Annotated in this window: 16 protein-coding genes and 1 pseudogene; 10 read left to right on the top strand and 7 right to left on the bottom strand. The window is 35.0% G+C overall.

The window, feature by feature from the left end; all coding sequences use genetic code 11:
• Nucleotides 1-52: 52 nt before the first annotated feature.
• The 5 genes from F6K06_RS12745 to F6K06_RS12725 form a co-directional block, all read right to left on the bottom strand.
• The gene (locus tag F6K06_RS12745; RefSeq protein WP_124154163.1) at nt 53-874 is read right to left on the bottom strand and encodes a PD-(D/E)XK nuclease family protein; all 822 of its coding nucleotides are present in this window, start codon (nt 872-874) and stop codon (nt 53-55) included.
• Nucleotides 875-3,086: 2,212 nt separating this feature from the next.
• Complete coding sequence (locus tag F6K06_RS12740; RefSeq protein WP_161564906.1) at nt 3,087-4,886, bottom strand: DUF3685 domain-containing protein; 1,800 nt, start codon at nt 4,884-4,886, stop codon at nt 3,087-3,089.
• 591 nt (nt 4,887-5,477) lie between these two features.
• The gene (locus F6K06_RS12735) at nt 5,478-7,640 is read right to left on the bottom strand and encodes a hypothetical protein (protein ID WP_287241693.1); all 2,163 of its coding nucleotides are present in this window, start codon (nt 7,638-7,640) and stop codon (nt 5,478-5,480) included.
• Nucleotides 7,641-8,143: 503 nt separating this feature from the next.
• Nucleotides 8,144-8,587 carry a Fur family transcriptional regulator gene (locus F6K06_RS12730; RefSeq protein ID WP_124144498.1) on the bottom strand — a complete coding sequence of 148 codons (444 nt, stop codon included), beginning with the start codon at nt 8,585-8,587 and terminating at the stop codon, nt 8,144-8,146.
• Between the two features lie 104 nt (nt 8,588-8,691).
• Complete coding sequence (locus tag F6K06_RS12725; RefSeq protein ID WP_161564461.1) at nt 8,692-8,853, bottom strand: hypothetical protein; 162 nt, start codon at nt 8,851-8,853, stop codon at nt 8,692-8,694.
• 190 nt (nt 8,854-9,043) lie between these two features.
• On the opposite strand from F6K06_RS12725, the gene F6K06_RS12720 reads away from it, so the two are divergent.
• From F6K06_RS12720 to F6K06_RS33925, 3 genes are all read left to right on the top strand, one after another.
• Nucleotides 9,044-9,529: a CRR6 family NdhI maturation factor gene (locus tag F6K06_RS12720; protein WP_124144497.1), complete on the top strand. Its 486-nt coding sequence runs from the start codon at nt 9,044-9,046 to the stop codon at nt 9,527-9,529.
• 101 nt (nt 9,530-9,630) lie between these two features.
• A complete protein-coding gene (locus tag F6K06_RS33930) occupies nt 9,631-10,014 on the top strand; it encodes a transposase (RefSeq protein ID WP_338043163.1) in 384 nt (127 codons plus the stop codon).
• A gap of 45 nt (nt 10,015-10,059) precedes the next feature.
• A complete protein-coding gene (locus tag F6K06_RS33925) occupies nt 10,060-10,548 on the top strand; it encodes an RNA-guided endonuclease TnpB family protein (RefSeq protein WP_338043165.1) in 489 nt (162 codons plus the stop codon).
• On the opposite strand, the gene F6K06_RS12710 is transcribed toward F6K06_RS33925, so the two are convergent.
• Nucleotides 10,519-11,484 (bottom strand): glycosyltransferase family 9 protein, encoded by a 966-nt coding sequence (locus tag F6K06_RS12710; protein WP_287241687.1) that lies wholly within the window; start codon nt 11,482-11,484, stop codon nt 10,519-10,521. The genes F6K06_RS33925 and F6K06_RS12710 overlap by 30 nt on opposite strands.
• Nucleotides 11,485-11,634: 150 nt before the next feature.
• Between F6K06_RS12710 and ispD the strand changes: the two genes are divergently transcribed.
• The 6 genes from ispD (at nt 11,635) to F6K06_RS12680 (ending at nt 19,745) form a co-directional block, all read left to right on the top strand.
• On the top strand, nt 11,635-12,354 hold the full coding sequence (ispD, locus tag F6K06_RS12705) for a 2-C-methyl-D-erythritol 4-phosphate cytidylyltransferase (RefSeq protein WP_124144495.1): 720 nt from the start codon (nt 11,635-11,637) through the stop codon (nt 12,352-12,354).
• 882 nt (nt 12,355-13,236) lie between these two features.
• Complete coding sequence (locus F6K06_RS12700; protein WP_124144494.1) at nt 13,237-14,550, top strand: nucleoside recognition domain-containing protein; 1,314 nt, start codon at nt 13,237-13,239, stop codon at nt 14,548-14,550.
• A gap of 1,186 nt (nt 14,551-15,736) precedes the next feature.
• Nucleotides 15,737-16,699 (top strand): NAD(P)-dependent alcohol dehydrogenase, encoded by a 963-nt coding sequence (locus F6K06_RS12695; RefSeq protein WP_124144493.1) that lies wholly within the window; start codon nt 15,737-15,739, stop codon nt 16,697-16,699.
• Between the two features lie 243 nt (nt 16,700-16,942).
• Nucleotides 16,943-17,413 (top strand): secondary thiamine-phosphate synthase enzyme YjbQ, encoded by a 471-nt coding sequence (locus tag F6K06_RS12690; RefSeq protein WP_287241683.1) that lies wholly within the window; start codon nt 16,943-16,945, stop codon nt 17,411-17,413.
• 1,116 nt (nt 17,414-18,529) lie between these two features.
• Entirely contained in the window at nt 18,530-18,703 is a 174-nt protein-coding gene (locus F6K06_RS12685; RefSeq protein WP_161564907.1) for a hypothetical protein, read from the top strand.
• Between the two features lie 208 nt (nt 18,704-18,911).
• The gene (locus F6K06_RS12680; protein WP_124144491.1) at nt 18,912-19,745 is read left to right on the top strand and encodes an urease accessory protein UreD; all 834 of its coding nucleotides are present in this window, start codon (nt 18,912-18,914) and stop codon (nt 19,743-19,745) included.
• A 1,102-nt stretch (nt 19,746-20,847) separates the two neighbouring features.
• On the opposite strand, the gene F6K06_RS12675 is transcribed toward F6K06_RS12680, so the two are convergent.
• Nucleotides 20,848-22,599 (bottom strand): NAD+ synthase, encoded by a 1,752-nt coding sequence (locus F6K06_RS12675; RefSeq protein ID WP_287241753.1) that lies wholly within the window; start codon nt 22,597-22,599, stop codon nt 20,848-20,850.
• 1,247 nt (nt 22,600-23,846) lie between these two features.
• Here F6K06_RS12675 and F6K06_RS12670 point away from each other — a divergent pair.
• Nucleotides 23,847-24,946: pseudogene (locus F6K06_RS12670) on the top strand (S-(hydroxymethyl)glutathione dehydrogenase/class III alcohol dehydrogenase).
• The last annotated feature ends 447 nt before the right edge of the window (nt 24,947-25,393 follow it).

The following is a 25,393-nucleotide window of genomic DNA, read 5'->3' as shown; positions in this document are numbered from 1 at the left end:
TTGGTATTATTTCTATGGAATTGTACCTAGAATTTAATTCAATAATTTTCAGCTAAATTGATATTTCTGGAATACTATCTATACTTAATATTAAGTCAGCAGAAGCAAATGTAGACTGAACATCTACTTCTTTGTCCTGAACTTCTAAAAAATTCTGACAGCGAGTAGTAAATTGACAAGAATGACAATGTTCAATCTTCTGAACTTGAGGAAATTCTTCACCCTTTTCCTGATAATTTTTTAACCAATCATTTAATCGATATAATATTTGCTTTAAATCTCGCTCAGTTTTTTTGTGTGCCTGTTGATTATAAGAAAATTTTAGTTTAGCAGGTAACTTTTGACTTTTTGGTTCGATAAACCAATAGGTCATCGAAACTGCATCTGGCAAATATTTGCTAGTTTCAACTAGAGTGTAAAGATATAAGCGTGTTTGCCAATTTTGAGCTAACTTTGTTTGATTTTGAGGAAAGCTATAAGTTTTCCAATCAAAAATTTGTGCTTGTTGAATATCGGCAATCAATAAATCATAAATAACCGTCAATATATAATCATTAAAATTAATACTAAGACTATGTTCAGCTTGACGTAAAATTATATTATCTTGAGTTTCAGGATTTAATATTTCTGGTGCTGCTTGAAAAAAAATTTCAAAACAGTACTGCATTTCTTGATTTTCTAACATTAAAGATTCTATTGGTAATCCTAGTTCTCTTTGCTGCATTAATAAGTGAAACTGACTACCCCAATTTAGTCTTTCTTGTTGTGCTGGTGTTGTTGGTACGCTCAGATTATCAAGATAGAGATGTTGAAATTTACGGGGGCAAGTTGTAAGTAGATTCAGGTGTTGTTGAGAGAGTCTATATTTTGCCATTAGTAATATTATGTCCGGTTGAATAGTTATAGGAAGGAGTCAGAAGTCAGGAGTTAGAAATTAGGAATTAGGAAGAAAGAATAGAAAGTTTTCAGGTATAAAGAGGAGAAAGTTTTTTTGTCATTAGACATCTGGTGAAAAAGATATAGACTTTTTGCGCATAGTAGGCAACAGCTCCGAAAGGCAACAGGGAAGAGATTTTTAGGAAAAAGGTACGAAAAATGATTTAGGGAAGTGAATTTTACAACTCTAGCTGATGTTAAAAAAAGGGCAAGTTTATTTTCTGGAGATATAGTCATTCTGAATAAGACTGGAACACTTTTTTAGCTGAAACTCTTTCAAGGTAAGAAACCCTTGTCTCAATCTTAACTGGAATGACTATATCTATTAATTATCTGGAAATGATATAGGGTTTCTCAGTAAGAGTGAGGTACACTCTTATCTTTACTTAACTATTGCCTGTTGCCTATTGCCAGATGAGCTGTTGCCTAAAAGACATCTCCAATAATCAAAAATCAAATCAATTATCATACATAAATCATCAATTATTTCCCCCTACTCCCTACTCCCTATTCCCTATTTTCTGGAGATGTCTAAAACAAACGAATTTTGTACCTCACGCTTCTTGGTAATTGCTATATCAACTAGTGCAGGATAGCGGAAATAACTGACCAGTTACAAAATCCTAAAACAATTACAAATCAAAAATGATTGACTTTTAAATACTAGACTTTTAACTTCCGCGTAGTGGCACTAGCTATCAGCTTTTAGAACTCTGGGTCAAAGTCCCCTGCAACTGTTGCCCAGGATTGTTTAGGAGGGGTTGAAATCCCCTGATAAACTTTACAAAAATGATCTTGCTGAGTGCTGAGTGCTGATCGCTTTTTTAATTATTATTATGTTTACTTCTACCCCACTCCCCCACTCCCCTGCTCAAGATATGGGTTGAAAAGTTTTTGAGAAATGGAATAAGTCCCACTAACTTCTTTGTCAATCAGGAAAAAAATCCAGATACAAGTATGAGCATTATTTATAATTACTATTATTTTGACTTATTTAAACTTGTCTATGTCTTGGATAAGTAGCTACAAATACTCAAATAATTAAAATTTATCAAAAATTAAATTAAACATTAGTTATTTAAAATCAAATTAGAAAAATTAGTTCAACATCCCTTTTTAGGGTGTAATTTAGGGCAAAAAAAGAAGCGATAGCGCAGCTAAACGTAGTTATCGCACCTCTATTTCCTACCCCTCTAGAAAAAGCTGAAAATCTTGATAGATAAACAATACAGCCTTGATTGCTCAAAAGTAAAATTTAGTGTATTTTGGAATTAAGAATTTGGCTCTGCCTAGAAGCTAAATAAAATGATTTGATTGCAATATGATTTCTGTTTTGTCGATCTACTTCGATTTAATGCAGAGATAAAATGCTGGAATATTCCAAGATTTTTTCCTACTCTCATCCTTCCTTTCTCCTTTCTCCCAATTACTATAGCTCTACGCGCGACTCACAACTCATATTAAATCCGTTGGCTTCGGAGTAATATAGGTCTTACCGATCAAATATCAAAGCATTGACAAATAAAGGTTTTAGCCTTTTTAGAAGGAAAAAAAGTGCAACTTTTTCAGCTTGAGCAACCAAAAAGTTAGGATAAAAGGCAGAATAATTGCAAAAAAATCAAGGGATAAATATATCCGACTACCTCCTCTAAATTTCCCATTCCTCCTGACTTCTGACTCGGTCCTCCTGACTACTACCCCTACCAAAAGACTTTTTCAGCAAACCCTAATATAATTCTGTCGATCATCATACAATGCGTAGGGGCGAATGGCCACTTGCTAACGTACAAGCTCTCTGCTTTATATGTTGCGGAGCAAAACGCCCCTACAATATAGACTCTTATCTTAATAATATTGAATAACCCTGATGCTACCGTATTTGATATCAGGACTCAGAAAGCACGAAGTAATCCCTTAGTATAATTTTTGTCAACTCAAGGGTGAATATCTACAGGAAATTTAAGTTTTTTCTTGCTCTTAAGCCTTCTTCCCTCTTCCCTCTTCCTTCTTCCTTACCTTGTAATCCCTTAGTATAATTTTTGTCAACTCAAGGGTGAATATCTACAGGAAATTTAAGTTTTTTTCTTGCTCTTAAGCCTTCTTCCCTCTTCCCTCTTCCCTCTTCCCTCTTCCTTACCTTTCTACATTTCTTAGTTATTTCTTCCTGTTTCTTCTCTATTATTGTTTCTGCCGAGTTTAGCATCTTGAAAAGAATTACCAAGACCCTGAAAAATACCTCTCCCAATTAAACCAATACCACGTCCAACTACTTGAGTGAGTAAATACACAATTCCACTACCAATAAAAGAAACAGTTGCACGAACACCAGGAGCTATTGCATCACGAGTTTCTAGAAGTAATGTTACGGTAAGTGGAATACCTGAAAGTTTTGCTAATTCATGTCTGCGGGGTGAATAAATAGCCATTTTTTTAATGCCAGTTTCATTCAAAACAAACAAAGAAAAATTACTCTCAAAAATCGCTTTTGGTTCCCCTACATATTCTTCTATACGATATCTCCAAGATAAACTATTACGGAATTTTTCAATATCTCGTGTTGATAATAACTGCCGACTATAAAAATCTTCTTTAATTTCTTCAACATCGGCAAAATTATTTAGTAAAGGGTACATCACAGCATTAGCAATTGAAATTAATAAATTTTGCAATAGAGCTTCAGAAAATTGCATAGCTTCAGGAGTACCTACAGCACAAGATTTATTATCGACTACTAAAGGAACTTCAAATAATAAATACGCTATTAATTCTTCAACTAAAGGAATCTTATTCAGAATAAAATTATGCACATTCTCTACATCATTTAATAAGACTGGTATCACTTCTACTCTAATTTTTTCTGCAAAAGAATTGAGTGTCATTGTTCTACTACTTATTTCTACTTGATAGTATTTACTAAAAAAAACTTGGGTTGTAACTTCCCACAATTTGCTGACAATCTCATTTCTTTTTTGTGGTATTTCTTCCCGCAAAATAGGAGTAATACGCAGTTCATCAAGAATATCTTCAAATTTACATAAAGCTATACATATTAGTTCTTGCTTCTTAGTAGTTCGCAAGATATCAGTTTCCATTGGTAATCTACTAAGATTAATTAAATTAGAATTTAATTTAGCGATTGTTACTTCAAATAATGCTGTTTTTATATTTATTTCTTCAGTAGGAGTCGGAGAAATAACTTCTGAATTTTTTATTGGTACAAGAGGATTAAAAGAACTAGGTAATAGTTGATTAATAATCCACCTAGCTGTTAGCAATTCTCGACGTTGCCCAGAGTTAATTGCTACATTAAAAAGTACAGAAGTTAAATTCTTTCGGTCTAATTTTTTTACACTTTCATCTAGTTGAGAATTAATTTTTGCAAGAGACAAATCTATCTGTTTTAGTCCCGACTTGCAAACATTGTAACGAAGAGTTTTGAAAAAGTTTGCTGCTTGAACTTTTAGATTTGAAGTTGTCACTTTGCCATAATTTTCTGGCACATCTAGAGAACTATTTTCCCAATAATACTCACCATTTGCAACTTTTTGAATAATAGTTACTAACTCAGAAATACTGATTCCTTTAGGGCAGTATCCATTAACACCTAATTCTTGCATTAAAATTAATAATGCACTTTCTTGTAAGGATGTTAATAATAAGATTGGTAATTGAGGATATGAAGTTTTTAGCTGTTGACAAAATTCAATTCCAGAGATGTTTAAATCTTGTGTAGTTTTAGCAGACAAATTCTGGGTATCTATGTCTAAAATTATTACAAATTTCTTTTCTTGTGTTATCAAATTTTCAATAACTTTTATCGCTTCTGCTCCTACCTCTGCTTCACCTAATATTTCTATGTCTGAAAACTGCTCGCAGGAAAATTTTAACCCCATCCGAAAGATAGGATCGTTATCAATGAGCAGCAATTGTAATGCTGATTCTCCATTCATAAATTGATTTGGAATTGAGATATTTAAGGGCACTACTGCCGCTATGCGGAAGTTAAAAGTCATGCATTTAAAAGTCAATCATTTTTGATTTGGAATTGTTTGAGGATTTTGTAACTGGTCAGTTATTTCCGCCATCCTGCACTACTAAGTAAAATTATGACTTTTAGTAGTCAGTATAAATATAAATACTAGACTTGTCGCTTTATAACTTAAAAATTCCCCAAAAACCTTGTTCTGTAAGGATTGTAGTTATTGGATGGCAAAAATGCTGGGAATTATTGCTCTGTCTAGGTTAGAGTGATTTTTTCCCTTTATTTAGCGACAACTCTACTAAAAGCCCCCTTGCCTGATACTAGATATAATCTTTAGAGATAAAATTATCTCTATTTTTGTTGATTTAAATGAATCTTGATTAACTTTCTACTCCAGAGTTCATACTTTGTTCAGCAAAGCCGACTTAAAAAGATATTTCTACACATACCAGAACTTACACATTTAGGCTAGATAAAATTTTCTCTGCTTCTGCTTCCCCTCTAGCGGAAACTCTTTTTTTGAGTTTAAATGTCTAACTGATAAATATTGATTGGCTGATTATTCTTGCAGTAAATATGCATCTGAACTTGAAGCTGGTGCTGGAGCTGGTGCTGGAGCTGGTGCTGGTGAATAAGCCCTCTGTGGAGCTGGTGAATAATATTGTGGACTAGGTGCTGGTGAATAATATTGCGGACTAGGTGCTGGTGAATAATATTGCGGACTAGGTGCTGGTGAATAATATTGCGGACTAGGTGCTGGTGAATAATATTGCGGACTAGGCGCTGGAGCTGGTTGGTACTGTCGCCGTCTGCGAGCTTCTTCCGCCTGTTGTTCTGCCCATATAGCATCTCGTTCAGATGCCCATTTAGAGATAGCACCTTGAGCTTCATAATAGAGAGCGCGACCATAGCCAATTTGATAAGCTGTATTAATCGCAGCAGTAAGACGGCCTTGCTCGGCTAGACCATAAGCTTGATTGAGAATTGGCCTGTCTTGGGCAATTTGTAGCTCTGTACTCCACTTATAAATTTCATCCTGAGCTTCTTCGTACAAAGCACGACCACTTTCTATTTCATACGCCACATCAATAGCTTGTCCAAGCTTTCCTTCTTTTGCTAAGACTCTAGCTTCTGCTAATAATGGTGAATCTTCAATAATTTGTACTCGTTTATTCCACTCAGCTATTAGAGTCTGAGCTTGTATTCTCAAGGGACGCTCCAAAGCAACATAACTAGCTTGTTTAATCGCTGAATTATAACTATCGACAGTTTCTTGTTTCGCTAACTGTTTCGCTAAGAGGACATAAGGTTGGTCTTCTATCTTCAGAAGGTCTTTGCGCCATTTAGCAATTAAAGTTTGGGCCTGAATTCGCTTTGGTTGTTCTAGGCCCACCATTTTAGCTTGGTCTATAGCTAACTTTAATGTTGCAGGTTGACCCACACTGGCGATCGCTTTAGCTAGCTGAATATGAGCTAGGTCATCTAACTGTTTTTGCAGCCGTTGAATTTGAGTTTGGGCTTGTTGATAATAGGGACTATTGGAAGTAATTTGAGCTGCTGCGGCTTTTCCTTCTACTAGGACTACTATATTACCCACTTGAGAGCCTTCTATAGATTGATTCCATGTTGCTGCTTTAGCATGGCCGAGTAAAATTAACTCTTTGCCCTCTTTTTTCAGTTTATAGTCTGAAGGAATGTATTCAATGGCCGCAATTGCTCCTTTGAGATCTTTTTCTTCTATACGTTTAGTTGCTATTTCGATTAAACTACGACTCCACTTTTGAATATCTTCTTCCGCTCTGTCTCGAATGTAGAGGTTTTGGTCTATTTTTCTGGCCAGAGCGATCGCTTCTCCATACTCATTTGCTGTTTCCTCATAAATTAGATAGCGAGCATCTTTTAAGATTTGCCAACCTTTTTTTTCCAAGGCTATGCGCTCTAATATTTCTCTAAATTTAATACTTTGCCAGTGAACATTATCTAGTTTTGACATTGCTAGGGAGTAAGCGGAGGCTTTTTTCCAGTCTATAGCTTTGATGGCTTTTTCAGCCTCCTCATAAAGAGATTGACCTTCTGCCCATTGTTTTTTCCAACCTGCTACTGCCTCTTCTACCCTAGAATAAGCTGGACTGCTTTTAGGAATTTTCGCTACTGTATCTAGAGCTGCTTGTAAGTTACCCTCTCTAATTTTTTGATTAGCAACAGAAATAATTAATTTTGTCCATTCTCCTGTCATTTGCTGACCTAGTTGATAGAGAGGATGTTCTTCTGGCCAATTTTCTACTAACGCCAGAGCTGTTTCCAACTGTTCTAGGTTCCGTGACTCAGCAGCTTTGTGGGCACAATATAGTCGTTCTCCATCTGCTGATAATGGAGAAATTTGTTGGCAGTTTGGTTGGGGTGGGTTAACCAGTAACCATAGAAGTGCTGCACCACCTGTTATTCCAAAGCCTGCTGCAACACTCCACCATATTAGCTGCCATCCCCAATAAGTTTTTGGTTTTCTATTTGGTTTTGGAGCTGTTGATATTTGGGAATTTTTTTCTGGTTTAACTTCTGAGGTATTGTTTAGCTCTCGATCTAAAGTTTGTGAGGTATAAGTAATAGGATCTGCTAATTCTTTTTTGATTAGGGAACTACTACTATAGCCATTTTCTCCATTTTTAGAATAGTTATGGGAAACCGCCAATTTTTTTTGTTGGGAAATATTTTCTGATGACATAGTAAAGTTTACTGTGCTAATTGTACTAACTGTTAAGTAGGTTAAGATTATTTTTTCAACTAATATTATATTTAGGTTTTTTCATTACCTAGAATGTTTTTCATCCCTCCGAAGGAAAATTTTAACTTTAGGCTTGAGCTTGACCTAGAAATATTAAATATTAAAGGTTTCTTAGCTCAAGCTAACATATAGTATCGAAAATTTTATTGTATATATATCTTATATATTTCAGCACATTGACTAAATTTTTCATTTAACCTAACCTCAGCCAAAAGTCTTGATTTTAGTAAATTTATTTAATCTTTTATCTGGGCATTTTCTTAACTATTGGATAACCTGAAAATAATTTAGGTGAGTAGCTTTAAACTGAATTTTTAATTTTTTGGACTGGTTCAGAGGCAGTAGATGTTTATTATAAATGATGCTTAACTTTATGGCTGATGAGAATTAGGTCTATTCTAATTAATTTACTGATACTTCTGAGTCAAATAGCCTTTTATTTTCTAATCTTTTATCGTTCTACTGCCAAAATTATGACTGTAGTGACCATAAAAGTCTATACGATAGTCAGTAATTTTAACTCCTATCTGTGTTTCAATTTGCTCAAGCAACTCTTGAGGCAATTCTACATAAATATCCATAATTTGTCCCGTATCCAAGCAGTTAATATGAGAGTGAGATTCGCTTTTATGGCCATATAAGCAAGCATCAGCACGTTCAATACATTCAATAATTCCCTCTTTTGATAGAAATTCAAGATTTTGATATACAGAAGTGTGACCAATTTCCTTACCTTGGAGATTTAATCGATGGTAAATTTCTCTAGCTGATAGATGTTTTTTCTCTTGCCACAAAATTTCTAGTATATATCGACGCTGACGACTCAGGCGCATTCCCTTAGCTTTACAATAATTTAGAGCATCTTCTAATGAGTAAATTTGTTTCACAGCGCCAACCTTTCTCCAAATCAATTGCAAATTATTCTATAGCAATTCGCACTGAAACGTATCAACCATCAGTTTTGCTATCGGGCTAAATTATAGGGTAGTTATTATATCAGAGAATAGCCAGTAGGGAGTAGGGAGTAGTGGGAAAAACTTCGGTTCATCATCAGCGTAAGTCCTAACTGTCCCGTTTTGGTGGTGGTCGTACATTGTCCGGCAATGTTTGTGACAGGAACAGTGGGAGCATCTTGATCCCGTGCTAAGTTCACGCCCTACCTGTCTATTGCTATAGCAGTCGCTATTACTGTATTTGACAGATAAAAAGCTGAAAACTTAGACAACGCAAAATTTTTCCTTCTCTCCTAGATAACTAAACGCCTTCTTCCTTCTTCCCTCTTCCTTCTTCCCTCTTCCTTCTGCTATATAAAAATACATTGACAATTATTTATACCTTAAAAGATGGCAATTACGATCGCCCTTAATACCGAACACTTCCATAACTTGGATGTATCTCCAGTTAAAAGTGTCATATCTCAACTGCTGACTGAAGGAGCGATCGCCTCTTCTGAACAGCAGCTAAATTTTACTATTAACTATAATCGCGACCCCCAAGACCCACGAGAACTTTCAGAAATTCCAGAAGTACGTTTATGGTTTATTCGTTTGGACAGTATTTATCCTTGGTTGCCATTTTTGCTTAACTGGAAAGAGGGTGAATTAGCTCGTTATACTGCTATGCTTGTACCTCACCAATTTCATCGCACTGAAGGTGTGCAATATAACCCAGAAGCATTAGAAATATTTCTGATGCAAAAAATTTTTGTCTTAAGAAAATGGCTACACCAACAAGGTATTTCTAGCAAATCTAGATTAATGTCCATGTCTCAAATGTTGGGTTACGACTTAGCAGAAGAATTTTTTAGCTCAATTCCAGAAGAAGATTAATATCTTATGGGATCTAGGAGTGTGGGGAGATGGGGAGATGGGGAGATGGGGACAAATTTCCACCTTTTTCCCTGATCTGATCAATTCAATATCCTCAGAAGGTGGAAATTATTGATGATGGCCTAAGATTTCCGGGACCTGTAGGTATTGTCAAAGCCAAATTACATCGCCCGATCGTCAGGACAATCAAAACAGTGACCATCACCATGACTCCATCAGGAAGGTATTTTGCTTCAGTGTTGAGTAAGCAACAAGCTGACAAGCCATCACCAAGTACTGAGGGGAAAGTAGCAGGTATTGACTTGGGTCTCAAGAATTTTGCTATTGTCCATGATGGGTTCAAAACATCCAAGCACCACAACCCCAAGCATTTAGCAAGACATGAACTAAATTTGGCAAGAAAGCAAGGCAAATTAGCCAGGAAACAGAAGGGGAGTAACTCCAGGAATAAAGCCAGGAAACTGGTAGCTAGAGTTCACGAGTGAGTTAGTAATGTCCGTCAAGACTACTTACATAAGCTTTCAAGAAAGCTGGTTGACAATAACCAAGTCATGGTAGTCGAAAGTTTACACCTTCTGGACATGGTTAAGAACCACAAACTAGCTAAAGCAATATCTGATGTAGGGTTGGGAATGTTTGTTAATTTTGTGGCATACAACCTAGAAAAAGAAGGCAAAGTGCTTGTCGAGATTGACAGATGCTTTCCCACTTCTAAACTCTGTTGTAATTGTCACGATCAAGTTGACGAGATGCCGCTAGATGTCCGTGAATGGACTTGTTCTAGCTGCGGAACTCGTCACGATCGAGATGGCAATGCTGCAATCAATATCAGAGCAGAAGGTATGAGAATGCTATTGGTCTCAGGGACTGGGACTGCTACTCATGGAAAGGAGGTAAGACCAATGCGAGGACGCAAGTCGGAGGTTAAGGCACTCCCCTGTGAGGTCAGAAGCTTGTGCTATACCCGTTCAGGGTTAGCCTCGGGTACTTCACCCTTCTCCACCCCAAATTTTATTTAAAACATCTTGGGGTGAAATATCGCTCATTTTACCAGTAGGAGATTTGACCGCAATTACCCGATCGCTCTTGGGCAACAATTTTTCTGGTTTAGTTGGACCAAACAGAGCAATAGTATATGTCCCAACTGCAACTGCTAAATGCATTGGAGCACTATCAGTACATAGCATTAAATTAGCAGCAGCAATCATAGCTGCCAATTTACCTATATCCCCAGGCATCACTACTTTGACATCTGGACACAATTGAGTAATTTCATTGACCCAAGTTCCATCTTCAGGACCTTTGACTACCACCACTGGTAAATTAGGTTGCTTCTGCTGTAGTTCTGTAATAATCTCCTGCCAATAATTGGTAGGGTAAATTTTATCAATACCTTTAATCTGAGCTAGTTCACTAGAACCGCCATGAATCAGAACATACCCACTTTCCGACACTCCTAAAAGTTTTTGTTCAGCTTCTGCCCAATCAATATCTGCTTTAGGTACATTAATAGATAGTCCAGGGAAAGGTGTTACAACATCCATTCCTGGCAATAAATCATGGTACATCTGAGCTGCATATTGTTCAGTTTTCAGGGGTATAGGGTTCGTGAGAAAGATTGCCCCATTACCTGCATAACCTACCCGTTTAGGAATTCCTGTTAACCACAGCAATAGGCCAACTGTCCAACGTTGTCCGAGAGAAATTACTGCTTCGTATTCGCGATCGCGCATAATACCTAACAAATTTCCCCAGTCAGCGAGACTATTGGCATCTTTGAAGTCATAGGCCAAGACATCCTGTACAGACTTACAGACTCGGTATGCACCCTTTGAGCGAGGTTCTACAATTACATCAATTTGAGATTCTGGATAAGATTTTTTTAGGTCATCCAGAGTAGGAAAGAATAAGATTTGGTCGCCAATTCCACCAGGGACAAGGGCTAGTATTCTCATATTTAAGGAATTTAGCTTAATTATTAGTTGAACACAATACCAACCATATCTTACGATTCTGATTGGGAATTATTTCTTTAGTAGACATTCAATTTTTACCACTATCCACTATATTGAATTATTCAATAGAAACCTAAAACACAAAATGAAATGTATTTATTGATTCCTGCTGCTGGTATGGGGCGACGCATGGGAAGCCAACGGAACAAGCTTTTGCTGACTCTATTGGGTAAATCTTTGCTAAGTTGGACTCTTGAGGCTGCTTTCAAGTCTCATTATATTAATTGGATTGGTATTATTGGCCAGCCTGTTGATTTTCCAGATTTTCAAAAGATGATTTCTGGTTTGTCTACTAATAAGTCTATAGAGTTGATTGAGGGAGGATCGACTCGTCAGGAGTCTGTTTATAAGGGTTTACAGGCTTTGCCCCCGGAGGCGGAACAGGTGTTAATTCACGATGGGGCCAGGTGTTTGGCTACTCCGGAACTATTGGATCGGTGTGCGGAGGAGGTTGTTAAGTGTCCTGGTTTAATTGCTGCTGTGCCAGTTAAGGACACGATTAAGGTTGTTGATTCGTCGGGTCTAATTCAGGATACACCAGATCGTCGCAATTTATGGGCTGCTCAGACACCTCAAGGTTTTGAGGTGAAGTTGTTGAAAGAATGTCACGAAAAGGGGCGTCAGTTGGGTTGGGAAGTTACTGATGATGCTGCTTTGTTTGAAAAGTGTGGTTTGCCTGTAAAGGTTGTTGCGGGGGAGGAGACTAATCTTAAGGTGACAACTCCTGTGGATTTAAGAGTAGCAGAATTTATTTTGACGGAAGCATTGAAGAAGGAAGAAGGAAGAAGTAAGAAGGAAGAAGGTGTTTAGTTATCTAGGATAAAAGATGTTTAGTTATCTAGTAGAGAAGGAAAAATTTTATGTTGTCTGAGTTCTCAGGTTTTACTCTATCTGCGTCTTTTCCTTCAACTACTATAATTATTTATTAGCTAAGAAAAAAAGTGCATTTATCCTAAGTAGTGATTTGTCGGTCAATTCAGCTATTAATTATCAATACTTCCTGCAATAGATAAGCTTTGAGAATGCAGGATTTTATTTTTGATATCCTTAAAATGTGAGGGTATAAGCCTAATTTTTTGGTCATACGAAAATGATTTTGATAAAAAATATGCTGACAAATACTACCTAATTTTCTACATATTTTTTCGATTCATTTTTGATTTAATTAGATTGATAATTTATCTTATAGCAGTCGAAGCAAAGGGCGTGGATATATAAGCTTAAAACTCAGACAACGAAGATTTTTTCTTTTCTCCTAGATAACTAAAGGACTTCTTTCTTCTGCTATAAAAATAATTATTTACTAAGTAATACTTCGATTTAGCTAATATCTTTTATAGTAGTTGAAGCAAAGGGCGTGGACATATAAGTTTAAAACTCAGACAACGAAGATTTTTCCTTATCTCCTAGATAACCAAAACCTTCTTGCTTCTTACTTCTTCCTTCTTCTCTTTAATTATTGGGGATAAAAGCTAGTATTCAATAATTAATAATTAACAATTACCTCTCCTTGAAAAAAAGAGGATTGACGCTTAAGAAAATTTTTTTATTTTTCCTCCTTTAAAGGAGAAGCTTTAAACCTTAATTATTAGGTAAAGTTAGAAGTTATAGCGTTTCTCAGACTAATGAAATACACCTATCTTTATTTCTATTCTACTCCCTACTCCCTACTTCCTACTCCCTAAAAGTTAAATGAATAAATCACAAGTATCACCAATTAATAGTCTTTGGCTATTTATGATAGTTTCAGCTACAGTTATAGCAGCATATAACGGTAGGATGACAGAAATAACTGAAGCATCGTTTGAATCTGTAAAAAATGCTGTTACTTTAGCCATTGGATTAATTGGTAGTATGGCATTATGGCTAGGCATAATTCAAGTAGTTGAAACAGCAGGAGGAATGATTGTAATTGCTCGTTTAATTCGTCCTGTAATGGTGAAACTTTTTCCTGATATACCTGCATCTCACTCTGCAATGTCTGCCATTATTTTGAATATAGCTGCTAATGCTTTAGGGTTAGGAAATGCTGCGACACCAATGGGTTTAAAAGCAATGGTAGAAATGGATAAATTAAATCCGGAAAAGGGAACTGCTACAGATGCTATGTGTTTATTTTTAGCTATTAATACTTCTTCAGTTACGATTATTCCTATTAGTGTAATAACTGTTCGAGCTAGTGCTGGTGTTACTAACCCTGGAGATATTATTTTACCTGCAATTTTTGCTACTTTTTGTTCTACAATTACGGCTATTTTCGCAGCAAAGTTTTTCGCACGTCGGCAATCTATTTATAGTTTAAATCAATCTATTTCGTCAGCAGATTTAGATTGCAATGATTTATTAGAAGGCGAGACAAAGATATCTGAATTAACTCCACCTAACAAAATTGGAAAATTAATTTTTGCTAGTTTAATCGGTGCTTTTTTAGGTGCAGTAATTTATCGCTTAAATCTCAAAGGCATCACCTATATTTTTAGTTTTGCTTTTCTGGAGAGTGTGTCTAATTGGTTATTACCAATATTAATTTGTTCATTTCTACTTTTTGGCTATTTTCGAGGAGTTAAAGTTTATGAAAAAATGACGGAAGGAGCAAAAGCAGGATTTGAAGTTGCCGTCAGAATAATTCCTTTTATGGTAGCAATTTTTGTGGCTATTGGAATGTTTAGAGTAAGTGGCGCTCTAGATATTTTTGCTGTAATTTTATCGCCTATCACTAATTTAATTGGAATGCCGACTGAAGCACTACCTATGGCGTTGATTAGACCTTTATCTGGCAGTGGTGCTTTTGGTATTATGTCGGAAATAGTGACAAATGAACCCCATAGTTTTCTTTCTTATTTAGTATCAACTATGCAGGGTTCTACTGAGACTACTTTTTATGTATTGGCTGTTTATTTTGGTAGTGTTGGAATTAAAAAAACTAGATATGCTTTACCTACTGCTTTATGTGCTGATGTCGCAGGAATTTTAGCTTCTCTTGTCGTTTGTCGGATGATGTTTTGATGATTAAACAAGCATTGAAGAAGGAAGAAGGAAGAAAAAATGGATGGGGACTCAAACCCTAACCAATTGTCAACACCGTGTAGACGGCGGGTTATTAAACCCAAAATAAAATGATAATTTCAATTGAAATTTTATTTCTAATCTTATATTAGACATCTCCATAAAAGAGGAAGTAGGTAGTAGGGAGTAGGTGAAAATAATTAATAATTTCTGTACGATAATTAATTGGATTTTTTATAATCGAAGATAGTCTATTTATGAAATATAGTAATACACAGCTAGGTTACGACTCAATTCGGTTCAGTTAAGGATTTTTTTTGGCAGTTATATCATCTAAAGAGCTACTCTAGTCGAATGATGTTTTGATGATTAAACAAGCAATAATATCAATTAAAATTTTATTTCCAATCTTATATTAGACATCTCCATAAAAGAGGAAGTAGGTAGTAGGGAGTAGGTGGAAAGAATTAATAATTTCTGTAGGATAATTAATTGGATTTTTTATGATCGGAGATGTCAATTTATGAAATATAGCAATAGACAGGTAGGTTAGGACGCAATTCTGTTCAGTTAAGAATTTTTTTGGCAGTTCTGTCATCTGAAGAGGTACTCTAATGGTTCGATAATTTATGAGTTTTGGTCTTATCTATTTGCACAGCATTCCGTAGGAAACCATATTTGTTGAGGACTTATGTAGATGATGATCTGAATAAGGGTAAATGTTTTTCCCACTGTTCCCTGCTATAAGAAAAAAAAGAGAAATCAAAAATATCAGATTTTTTATCTGAAGTAAATCATGGCAATTTTCACAAATATAGTAATTTTAGATAACAATGAAATACTGTTTCGCCTGGAAGGAATTCAAGGTAAGAAGACCTGGTGTCAATCTCAACTGAAATGACTATAATTCTACAAACAGCAAATTTTCTATCTGCATATCTAAATTATTCCTCTTGATTTATTTTTCCCTTTTTTTGATTTCTTCTTGCTGCAAAAAACGAATTATCAACTGATGGATATAATTAGCTGCTATCAAATCCTATTTTCTACCTATCTCTACCATTATTTCCTTTGATTCATTCTTCCATCTGAAATTTCAGTACATCCTCATTTCCAATTTTATACCTTGATAAACAAGGAAATTCTTGGTATTCTAATTCAAGTCCTAATTTTACACAAAAATTCTATGAAAGCAGTCACTATTAATCAGTATGGTTCTATTGATGTCTTGGAATATTCAGATATTGACAAACCTCAAATTACACCCAATCAATTATTAGTAAAAATTCACGCTACAAGTGTTAACCCTGTCGATTGGAAAATTCGACAAGGACAACTACAATTATTATCAGGTTTTAACTTTCCTATTATTTTAGGTTCTGACTTATCTGGAGTTGTATTAGAAGTAGGGGAAGAAGTAGAAAGTTTTGAACCAGGAGATGAAATTTATACATTTATTAATCCATTAACAGGAGGTGCTTATGCTGAATATATTGCTATACCTGCAAATACTGCGGCATTAAAACCAAAAAATATGACTCATTCTCAAGCAGCAACAGTTCCAGTTGCAGGTTTAACTGCTTTTCAAGGATTACTTGATTTAGGTCAAATTAGACCAGGACAAAAAGTATTAATTAATGGTGCTTCTGGTGGAGTTGGTATCTTTGCAGTACAAATTGCCAAAGCAATGAAAGCTGAAGTAATAGGTGTTTGTAGTAGTAACAATATTACCCTAGTAGAAAGTTTAGGAGCAAATCGGGTTATTGACTATAATCAAATTGATTTTACTCAAGAATTAGAGCAGTATGATATTATTTTTGACGCTGTGGGTAAAGAAACTTTTTCTAGTTGTGAAAATATCTTGAAACCACAGGGGATTTATATATCTACTCTGCCAACTGTAGATAATTTACCTCCTACTTTCTTCAGCTTATTTGTGCCTGGTAAAAAATCTAAATTAATTCTTGCCCAATCAAACCCCCGGGACTTAAATGCTCTGCGAGAATTAATCGAAGATGGATTAGTTAAATCAATTATTGGTCGTACATATAAACTAGAAGAAATAGCAGAAGCTCATGCTTATAGTGAAATGGGTCATGCTGTAGGAAAAATTGCTATTACAACTGAAGAAACGAGTTTAGTTGACTAATTTTTTTCTAAAATTACTATAGATAAGTTCAACAATTAATAATTAATAATTAATAATTAATTATTAATTATTACCTCTTATTTTCAAGAATAGGATTGACTAAAAGGAAAATTTTTCTTCTCTTGATAGGTTGGATATAGCGAGGTTTTCTCGCCATCCCACCCTTCGGGAAGCTGCGCTAACGACCGCTTTTCTCCTTTAAAGGAGAGGCTTTAAACCTTAATTATTAGGTAAGAAATTGCTATGTCGATAAAAAATGAATTTCTAGAAATAGAAACTGCCCCCGGAATAGAAATATACAATCTTACTCCTCAAATTATTGATATCTTAAATGCGACTGGTATAAAAAATGGGCAAGTAATTGTCTTTTCTCGACACACGACTACAGCTTTAGCTATTAACGAAAATGAGGAAAGATTAATCACAGACCTAAAAGTATATTTGAGAAAGTTAGCGCCGGAGTCTGACAAATATCTCCATAATGATTTGCACCTGCGAGATGTTCCTCCCGATGAACCTATTAATGCTCATTCTCATCTGATGGCAATGACTTTAAATAATAATGAAGTTATTCCTATTGTGGATGGAAAATTAGCTTTAGGAACTTGGCAGTCAGTATTATTTTTTGAATTAGACGGACCTAGAAAACGAAATATATTAGTACAAGTTAGTGGAGAAGGGAGAAGGGAGAAGGGAGTAGGCAGTAGGCAGTAGGAAAGAGAGATAAATGTTAACTGTACTTCACTATCTTAAAAAGTTCTGTAAAATGTGAGGACTTTGAGTAAATAAGGGCTAAAAAATATCTGAAAATTATTTTTTCTACTTCTTCGTTTAAATCCACATTCCCCCTAACTCCTGACGTAAGCATTTCCTACGGAATGCTGCGCAAACAGCTAGAACGCAGTCAGCTTTTAGCTGTTTCATAAATAATGAATATACACTGCTCAGGTCAAGGTTAGTTTTTTCCAATACTTTGAATTCTCTTTAAATCTCTCAATACTAACTCCTGCTATAAAGGCAATGAATTAATAGCTGATAGCTCATAGCTGATAGCTCATAGCTCATAGCTGTTTGCGCAGCATTCCGCAGGAAATGCTTACCTCCTGACTCCTACAAAAATACTTTTTCAGCAAACCCTAAATAATTGGTAATAGGGTAAGAAAAGCTAACTAGAAAACTTAACAGTAATTTTGGAGTTACAGTCATTTCAGTTTAGATTTAGACAAGCATTTATTGCCTTGGAATACTTTCAGCCGAAAAAGTGTTTCATTCTTATTTAAAATTACAATATCAATTTATTGGGGTAAGTTTTCAAGTCAAAATTTTGCTTGAATTATTTCGACCTGGGTATGAGACTAAGCCGCTTTTTTCCACGATAACTAAAACTGACTATCCCACAGTAAGTGATGAGAATATTCTCTCTATATTATAGATATGAACAGTCTCTAAAAAAATCTCGATCATGACTAAAGAGTGGCACGGTAGTCTCAATTTAATTTATGGCAAGTAAAACAATCATACTCAAATTATGGCAAGTAAAAATCAAGCACCATTAAAAATACAAAGACCTTTGACTGAAGTAAGTTTTTCAAGTCAAAATTTTGCTGGAATTATTTCGACCCGGGTATCAAACTAAGCCACATTTTTCCGTGATAACTAAAATTGACTATCCCACAGTAAGTGATGAGAAGATTTTCTCTATATTTATGGATATAGTCGTCGAAGGAAAGATTAGGGCAACTCGACAGCTTAAAACTTAGACAATGTAAGATTTTTCCAACTTCGGTTCTTTCTTCTCCTATATAAAAAGTCTCTAAAAAAATCTCGATCATGACTAAAGAGTGGCACGGTAGTCTCAATTTAATTTATGGCAAGCAAAACAATCATACTCAAATTATGGCAAGTAAAAATCAAGCACCATTAAAAATACAAAGACCTTTGACTGAAGTAAGTTTTTCAAGTCAAAATTTTGCTGGAATTATTTCGACCCGGGTATCAAACTAAGCCACATTTTTCCGTGATAACTAAAATTGACTATCCCACAGTAAGTGATGAGAAGATTTTCTCTATATTTATGGATATAGAGGTCGAAGGAAAGATTAGGGCAACTCGACAGCTTAAAACTCAGACAATGTAAGATTTTTCTAACTTCGGTTCTTTCTTCTTCCTTCTTTCTTCTCCTATATAAAAAGTCTCTAAAAAAATCCTAATTATGACTAAACAATGGCACGGTAGTCTCGATTTAATTTATGGCAAGCAACACAATACTACTCAAATTCTGGCAAGCAAAAATCAAGCACCATTAAAAATACAAAGACCTTTTTATCCAGAAGGAAATGAAGTTTGTCATAGTGTAATTTTACATACTGCTGGTGGTGTTGTAGGAGGCGATCGCCTTTCTATTAATATAGAATTACAACCGACTACCCATGCTTTAATTACTACTGCTGCTGCTAGTAAAATTTATCGTAGTAATGGTCAACTTGCTCAACAAAATATTAGTATTAACCTTCATAGTCAGTCTTGTTTAGAATGGTTCCCTCAACCAACAATACTTTTTAATGGTGCTGAGTATCGGCAAGATTTAAAAGTACATTTAGGAGTAGAAGCGAGTTGGATGAGTTGGGAAATTATTAGATTTGGCAGAAGTGCTAGAGGGGAAAAATTTTTAGCAGGAAATTGGCGTTCGTATACTGAGGTTTGGCAAGAAAATTATCCTATCTGGGTAGACAGACAATGTTTAAAAGGAGGGTCGGAAATGGTTAATAGTCTCTTGGGTTTAGCTGATAATTCTGTAGTTGGAACTTTCATTTTTGTTGGGCAACCTGTTACAGCAGAGGTAGTTAAAAAAGTTCGTGATTTGTGGCAAAGTTTAGGTATTGATATGTCTGGTGAAGTAGGTGTTACTCGTATTCCTAAAGGGATGATTTGTCGCTATTGTGGGCAGTCAATAATTAATGTGAAAGATTGGTTTAATTCGGTTTGGCATTATCTCCGTATTTTTTATTTAAAAAGACCTAGTTGTTCTCCACGAGTTTGGTCTTAGTTAGTAAGCTTTCAGCAGTCAGCAGTCAGCAGTCAGCTATTGACTTATTATCTTAGAAGGAGAATTCAAAATTATGTTTATGCGACATTCCGCACCGAAAGAAAAAGGTAACAAACTAACCTTATATTTGAGGGTTGAAATTGATAGCCATCCCCGGAGTCTTGTTTTCTAGTGGCGTTCAGAATGAGTTGATTGGTCAATAAAAATGACTATAACTTTTTAATTGCATTTTACCAGCTATCTATGAGACTAGAAATTAACTTTTAGCCAAATGAGCTTTCCTAATATTTGAGGGTTAAGATTGATTGCCATTCCCTGAGTCTTGTTTTCTGGTGGCTTTCACAATGAATCTTTATTGCAATCAAGATGACTGTAACTTTTTAATTGCATTTTACCAGCTATTTATCAGACTAGAGATGAACTTTTAGCCACATGAATTTTCCAATATTTGAAGGTTGAGATGGATAGCCATCTGTTGAGTCTTGATTTTCTGGTGGCGTTCAGAATGAATTTTTACCTCAATCAAGATGACTATAACTTTTTAATTGCATTTTACCAGCTATTTATCAGAGTAGAGATGAACTATTAGCCACATGAATTTTCCAATATTTGAAGGTTGAGATGGATAGCCATCTGTTGAGTCTTGATTTTCTGGTAACGTTCAGAATGAATTTTTACCTCAATCAAGATGACTATAACTTTTTAATTGCATTTTACCAGCTATTTACTCAGAGTAGAGATGAACTATTAGCCACATGAATTTTCCAATATTTGAAGGTTGAGATGGATAGCCATCTGTTGAGTCTTGATTTTCTGGTAACGTTCAGAATGAATTTTTACCTCAATCAAGATGACTATAACTTTTTAATTGCATTTTACCAGCTATTTACTCAGAGTAGAGATGAACTATTAGCCACATGAATTTTCCAATATTTGAAGGTTGAGATGGATAGCCATCTGTTGAGTCTTGATTTTCTGGTGGCGTTCAGAATGAATTTTTACCTCAATCAAAATGACTATAACTTTTTAATTGCATTTTACCAGCTATTTATCAGAGTAGAGATTAACTTTTAGCCAAAACTGAAAACTGACAACCTCAAATCTACAAATGACTTTTCTTAGCAATAGGCATCCGCCAACCAGTACCAAAAGCTCGATCACTAATTTTCAATCCAGGGGGTGCTTGTCTACGTTTAAATTCTGCCCGCATCACTAACTTTATAACCTTATTTACTACTTCTGAATCATGTCCTGCTGCAATAATTTCTGCCAAAGACTCACACTTTTCTACTAAGCGGTATAAAATATCATCCAAAACTTCATAAGATGGTAAAGAGTCCTCATCTTTTTGACCTTCTTTCAACTCAGCACTAGGAGCTTTAGTCAGAATATTTTCTGGAATAATATTTTGCTGTTCAGTAATTAGTAAATTTTCAGCTCCATAGAAATTTTGATTATTATTAAATGCCTGTTGATTCAACCACCGACACAGAGAATAAACACGAGTTTTCGGAACATCAGAAATTACTGCTAATCCACCATTCATATCACCATAAAGAGTGCAATAACCGACCGCCATTTCTGACTTATTACCCGTGGATAAAAGCAAATGACCAAACTTATTAGAAATTGCCATTAATAAATTCCCACGAATCCGAGATTGAATATTCTCCTCAGCAATGCCAAAATTTGTACCTGTAAATAAATCTTGCAAACTATTGTCATAACTTTTCATTAAATTCCCAATAGGAATAACTTGTTTAGTAATACCCAAATTTTCCGCTAATTCCAAAGCATCTTTAACAGAATGATCGGAACTGTAAGGAGAAGGCATCAAAATAGTAAAAACATTTTCTTTACCTAAAGCAGCAGTAGCGATCGCTGCAACTAAAGCCGAATCTATTCCCCCACTTAAACCAAGAACAACTTTAGAAAAACCACACTTACGCAGATAATCTTTTACCCCTAAGACCAAAGCAGACCAAATTTCTTCATCCTCACTTTCTGCTAAATATAGACTTTCAAAATTAGTCACAATCAAATCTTTTTTTGCTGGATTAAATTCAACAACTGCCAAATTTTCTGCAAAAGCACTAGCTCGATAGACCGCATTACCAGTCTTATTAAAAACCACACTACAACCATCAAAAATTAAATCGTCATTACCGCCTATCTGATTAACATAAATAATTGGTATTTGATAACGATTCGTGCCATGTTCTAAAATTGCCTCTCGCAATTTTTGCTTTCCTACTCGATATGGAGAAGCAGACATATTTACGACAAAATCAACTTGATTTTCTGCTAATTCTTTCATTGGGTCACAAGTATAATTTCGCCTTCCCCAAAATTCGGCATCATTCCATAAATCTTCGCAAATAGTCACGCCAATTTTAGCTAAAGATTCTGAGGTTTTTCCAGGAATTTCTAACGTGAAAAAATCGCTAGTTTTACCAGGCTCAAAATATCGTTGTTCATCAAATACATCATAAGTAGGTAAGAGTCTTTTATGAAATATTTGTTTGACTTTTCCATTGCCTAATAAAACCGCACTATTAAATAATGATTTTTCTCCTATTTCATTAGCTTGAGAATTAAAAGTTACAGTTCCTACTAAAACTGCTATTTCTGATGGTAAATTTTTAGCTAACTTTTCTAACTCTGTCGCAGCAGCTTCAATTAAACTAGGATAAATTAATAAATCTCGTGGTGGATAGCCTATGAGAGATAATTCTGAAGTAATCATCAATTTGGCATCTAAATTTTCAGCTTTTTTTGCAGCTTCTAAAATTAATTTTGCATTGCCTGTAATATCACCAATAGTGGGATTGAGTTGTGCGATCGCGATTTTCATTATAATTAAAAAAGGAAAAAGGAAGAAGGAAGAAGGAAGAAGGAAGAAGAAAGAAGGAATGATAGACATTGCTAACTTCTCCAATTTGAACAGATTTTTCTAATTGTTGTATTATTTTGAATAACTTGTCTAATTCTAATTAGAAAGGAAGAAGGAAGAATAAATTAACATCAGCAATCATAAAAATTACTAACTTCTCGAATTGCCACAGCTTTTTCTCATGTAAAATTTTAAATTTTTCTGTTTGTTGCATTATTTTCTAGAATTTATCTCATACTAATTATAAAGGAAGCAAGGAAGAGGTAATACCAATTTTATGTGAGGCTGTACAGAATAAGGAGTCAGGTAGGGGAGCCATCGGTAGGACGACGTAGAGGAGAAAATCATGATGGTCAATAGGAGTAAATAAGTAAGTATTTCTGTTTTTACCTACAGTCAACTCTGATGATAATTTTACTCTATAGAACTTCTTATGGCTTCTCAAATTGCCACAGCTCTTTCTCAGGTAAAATTTTAAATTTTTCTATTTGCTGCATTATTTTCTAGAATTTATCTCATACTAACTAGAAAATAACCAGGAAAAGAAAATCAGCAAGAAAGAATAATCAATCTATCACAGCCATGATAGATATTTCCTGGCTTTGAGAATAAAAGCAACTCTTGACTATCTCAAAATTTCCAGCTTTTCTGTTTCTAGAATAAACTAACAGAAGTAATCATAAACATTACTAATTTTTCTAATTGCCACAACTCCTTCTCAGCCAAAATTTTAAATTTTTCTATTTGCTCTATTATTTTCTAGAATTTATCTCATACTAACTAGAAAGGAACCAGGAAAAGAAAATCAGAAAGAAAGAATAATCAATCTATCACAGCCATGATAGATATACCCTGGCTTTGAGAATAAAAGCAACTCTTGAACACCTCAAAATCCCAAGCTTTTCTGTTTATAAAGGAAGAGATAATCAGCAAGAAAAAAGAAGAAATTAACAGCACCAATTATAGGCGTTACTGACTTCTCGAATTGCCACAGATCCTTCTCAGCGAAAATTTCAAGTTTTTCTGTTTATAGAAGAAACTAACAGAAGCAATGATAGACATTACTAACTTTTTGAATTGCCACATATCTTTGTCTGGCAAAATTTTAAATTTGTCTATTTATTGCATTATTTTTATCCTCCTGATTCTTGCTTATTTCTCCTTACATAAACTATGATTAATCCTGTCATTTTTATCAGGATATCAACATGGAAGTAAAAGCAGCAGTAGCTTTTGAAGCTCGTAAACCATTAAGTATAGAAACCGTTAATTTAGAAAATCCAAAAGCTGGCGAAGTAATGATAGAAATTAAAGCAACCGGAATTTGTCATACCGATGCTTATACTCTTTCTGGTGCAGACCCTGAAGGTTTATTTCCTAGCATTTTAGGACATGAAGGAGCTGGGGTCGTTGTTGAAGTTGGACAAAATGTCACTAGCGTCAAACCAGGAGACCATGTTATCCCTCTCTACACCCCAGAATGTCGTCAGTGTGAGTATTGTCTCAGCATGAAAACTAATTTATGTCAAGCAATTCGCACTACTCAAGGTCGTGGTGTAATGCCAAATGGTACCAGTAGATTTTCATTAAATGGTGAAATGATTCATCATTATATGGGTACTTCAACCTTTGCAAACTATACAGTATTACCAGAAATTTCCGTAGCAAAAATTCGTAAAGATGCTCCTTTTGATAAGGTTTGCTATATCGGTTGTGGAGTAACAACTGGCATTGGAGCTGTTATTAATACGGCAAAAGTTGAAGCTGGTGAAAAGTAATTGTATTTGGTTTAGGTGGCATTGGTTTAAATGTAATTCAAGGGGCAAAAATGGTGGGTGCTGATATGATTGTTGGGGTTGATATTAATCCTAGTAAACGTGAATTAGCGGAAAAATTTGGCATGACACATTTTGTTAATTCTAGAGAAGTAGAAGGTGATTTAGTTCCTTATTTAGTTGATTTAACAAAAGGTGGTGCTGACTATACTTTTGAATGTATTGGTAATGTTAATGTGATGCGTCAAGCTTTAGAATGTTGTCATAAAGGTTGGGGTATGAGTGTAATTATTGGTGTAGCTGGTGCGGGACAAGAAATTAGTACTCGTCCGTTTCAGTTAGTAACAGGAAGGGTATGGAAAGGTACAGCTTTTGGAGGTGCGAGGGGTCGTACGGATGTACCGAAAATTGTTGATTGGTATATGGAAGGAAAGATTAATATTGATGATTTGATTACTCATTTTATGCCAGTGGAAAAAATTAATGATGCTTTTAATTTGATGCATGAAGGTAAGTCTATTCGTATGTTGTAACTTTTTAAATAAGTAATAAGGAAGAAGGAAGAAGTAAAAGTAGGACTAATCAATACTGACCGATTAATAATTGTCAAAAACAGACAAAAAACCTGGGTAACTATTTAACTTTTGAAGTAAGCATTTCCTGCGGAATACTACGCAAATAGCTGTCAGTTATTAGCTATCCTCCAGGGTCGGAACTACGGACTTCAGCTATTAATTTTAGAGAAGGTAAAAGCAACCTTTGAAATTGAGAAAGAATAAAAAGTTACTGATAACTGATAACTGATAACTGATACTAACTTCTGACTTGCTAAGAGTAGGCTGAATACCTGATTTTTTTGTTAATAAATTAACAATATTAGTGAGAAAAACTTAAGTTTTGAAAATGTACTTTTATCTATTCCTTTCTCACCTACATTTTATCATTAACTTGACTGATTTACTTAATAGTCAATACTCACA

Source organism: Okeania sp. SIO1H4, from assembly GCF_010672695.1.
Classification (GTDB): Bacteria; Cyanobacteriota; Cyanobacteriia; order Cyanobacteriales; family Microcoleaceae; genus Okeania; species Okeania hirsuta.
This window is presented reverse-complemented; position numbering and strand designations above follow the sequence as displayed.

Excerpts from the sequence above, each read along its gene's own strand:
- F6K06_RS12675 (WP_287241753.1), bottom strand. The coding sequence starts at position 22,599 with ATGAAAATCGCGATCGCACAACTCAATCCCACTATTGGTGATATTACA.
- F6K06_RS12685 (WP_161564907.1), top strand. The coding sequence starts at position 18,530 with ATGACTAAAGAGTGGCACGGTAGTCTCAATTTAATTTATGGCAAGCAA.
- F6K06_RS12695 (WP_124144493.1), top strand. The coding sequence starts at position 15,737 with ATGAAAGCAGTCACTATTAATCAGTATGGTTCTATTGATGTCTTGGAA.
- F6K06_RS12720 (WP_124144497.1), top strand. The coding sequence starts at position 9,044 with ATGGCAATTACGATCGCCCTTAATACCGAACACTTCCATAACTTGGAT.
- F6K06_RS12735 (WP_287241693.1), bottom strand. The coding sequence starts at position 7,640 with ATGTCATCAGAAAATATTTCCCAACAAAAAAAATTGGCGGTTTCCCAT.
- F6K06_RS12680 (WP_124144491.1), top strand. The coding sequence starts at position 18,912 with ATGACTAAACAATGGCACGGTAGTCTCGATTTAATTTATGGCAAGCAA.
- F6K06_RS12690 (WP_287241683.1), top strand. The coding sequence starts at position 16,943 with ATGTCGATAAAAAATGAATTTCTAGAAATAGAAACTGCCCCCGGAATA.
- ispD (WP_124144495.1), top strand. The coding sequence starts at position 11,635 with ATGTATTTATTGATTCCTGCTGCTGGTATGGGGCGACGCATGGGAAGC.
- F6K06_RS12740 (WP_161564906.1), bottom strand. The coding sequence starts at position 4,886 with ATGAATGGAGAATCAGCATTACAATTGCTGCTCATTGATAACGATCCT.
- F6K06_RS12700 (WP_124144494.1), top strand. The coding sequence starts at position 13,237 with ATGAATAAATCACAAGTATCACCAATTAATAGTCTTTGGCTATTTATG.
- F6K06_RS12745 (WP_124154163.1), bottom strand. The coding sequence starts at position 874 with ATGGCAAAATATAGACTCTCTCAACAACACCTGAATCTACTTACAACT.
- F6K06_RS12710 (WP_287241687.1), bottom strand. The coding sequence starts at position 11,484 with ATGAGAATACTAGCCCTTGTCCCTGGTGGAATTGGCGACCAAATCTTA.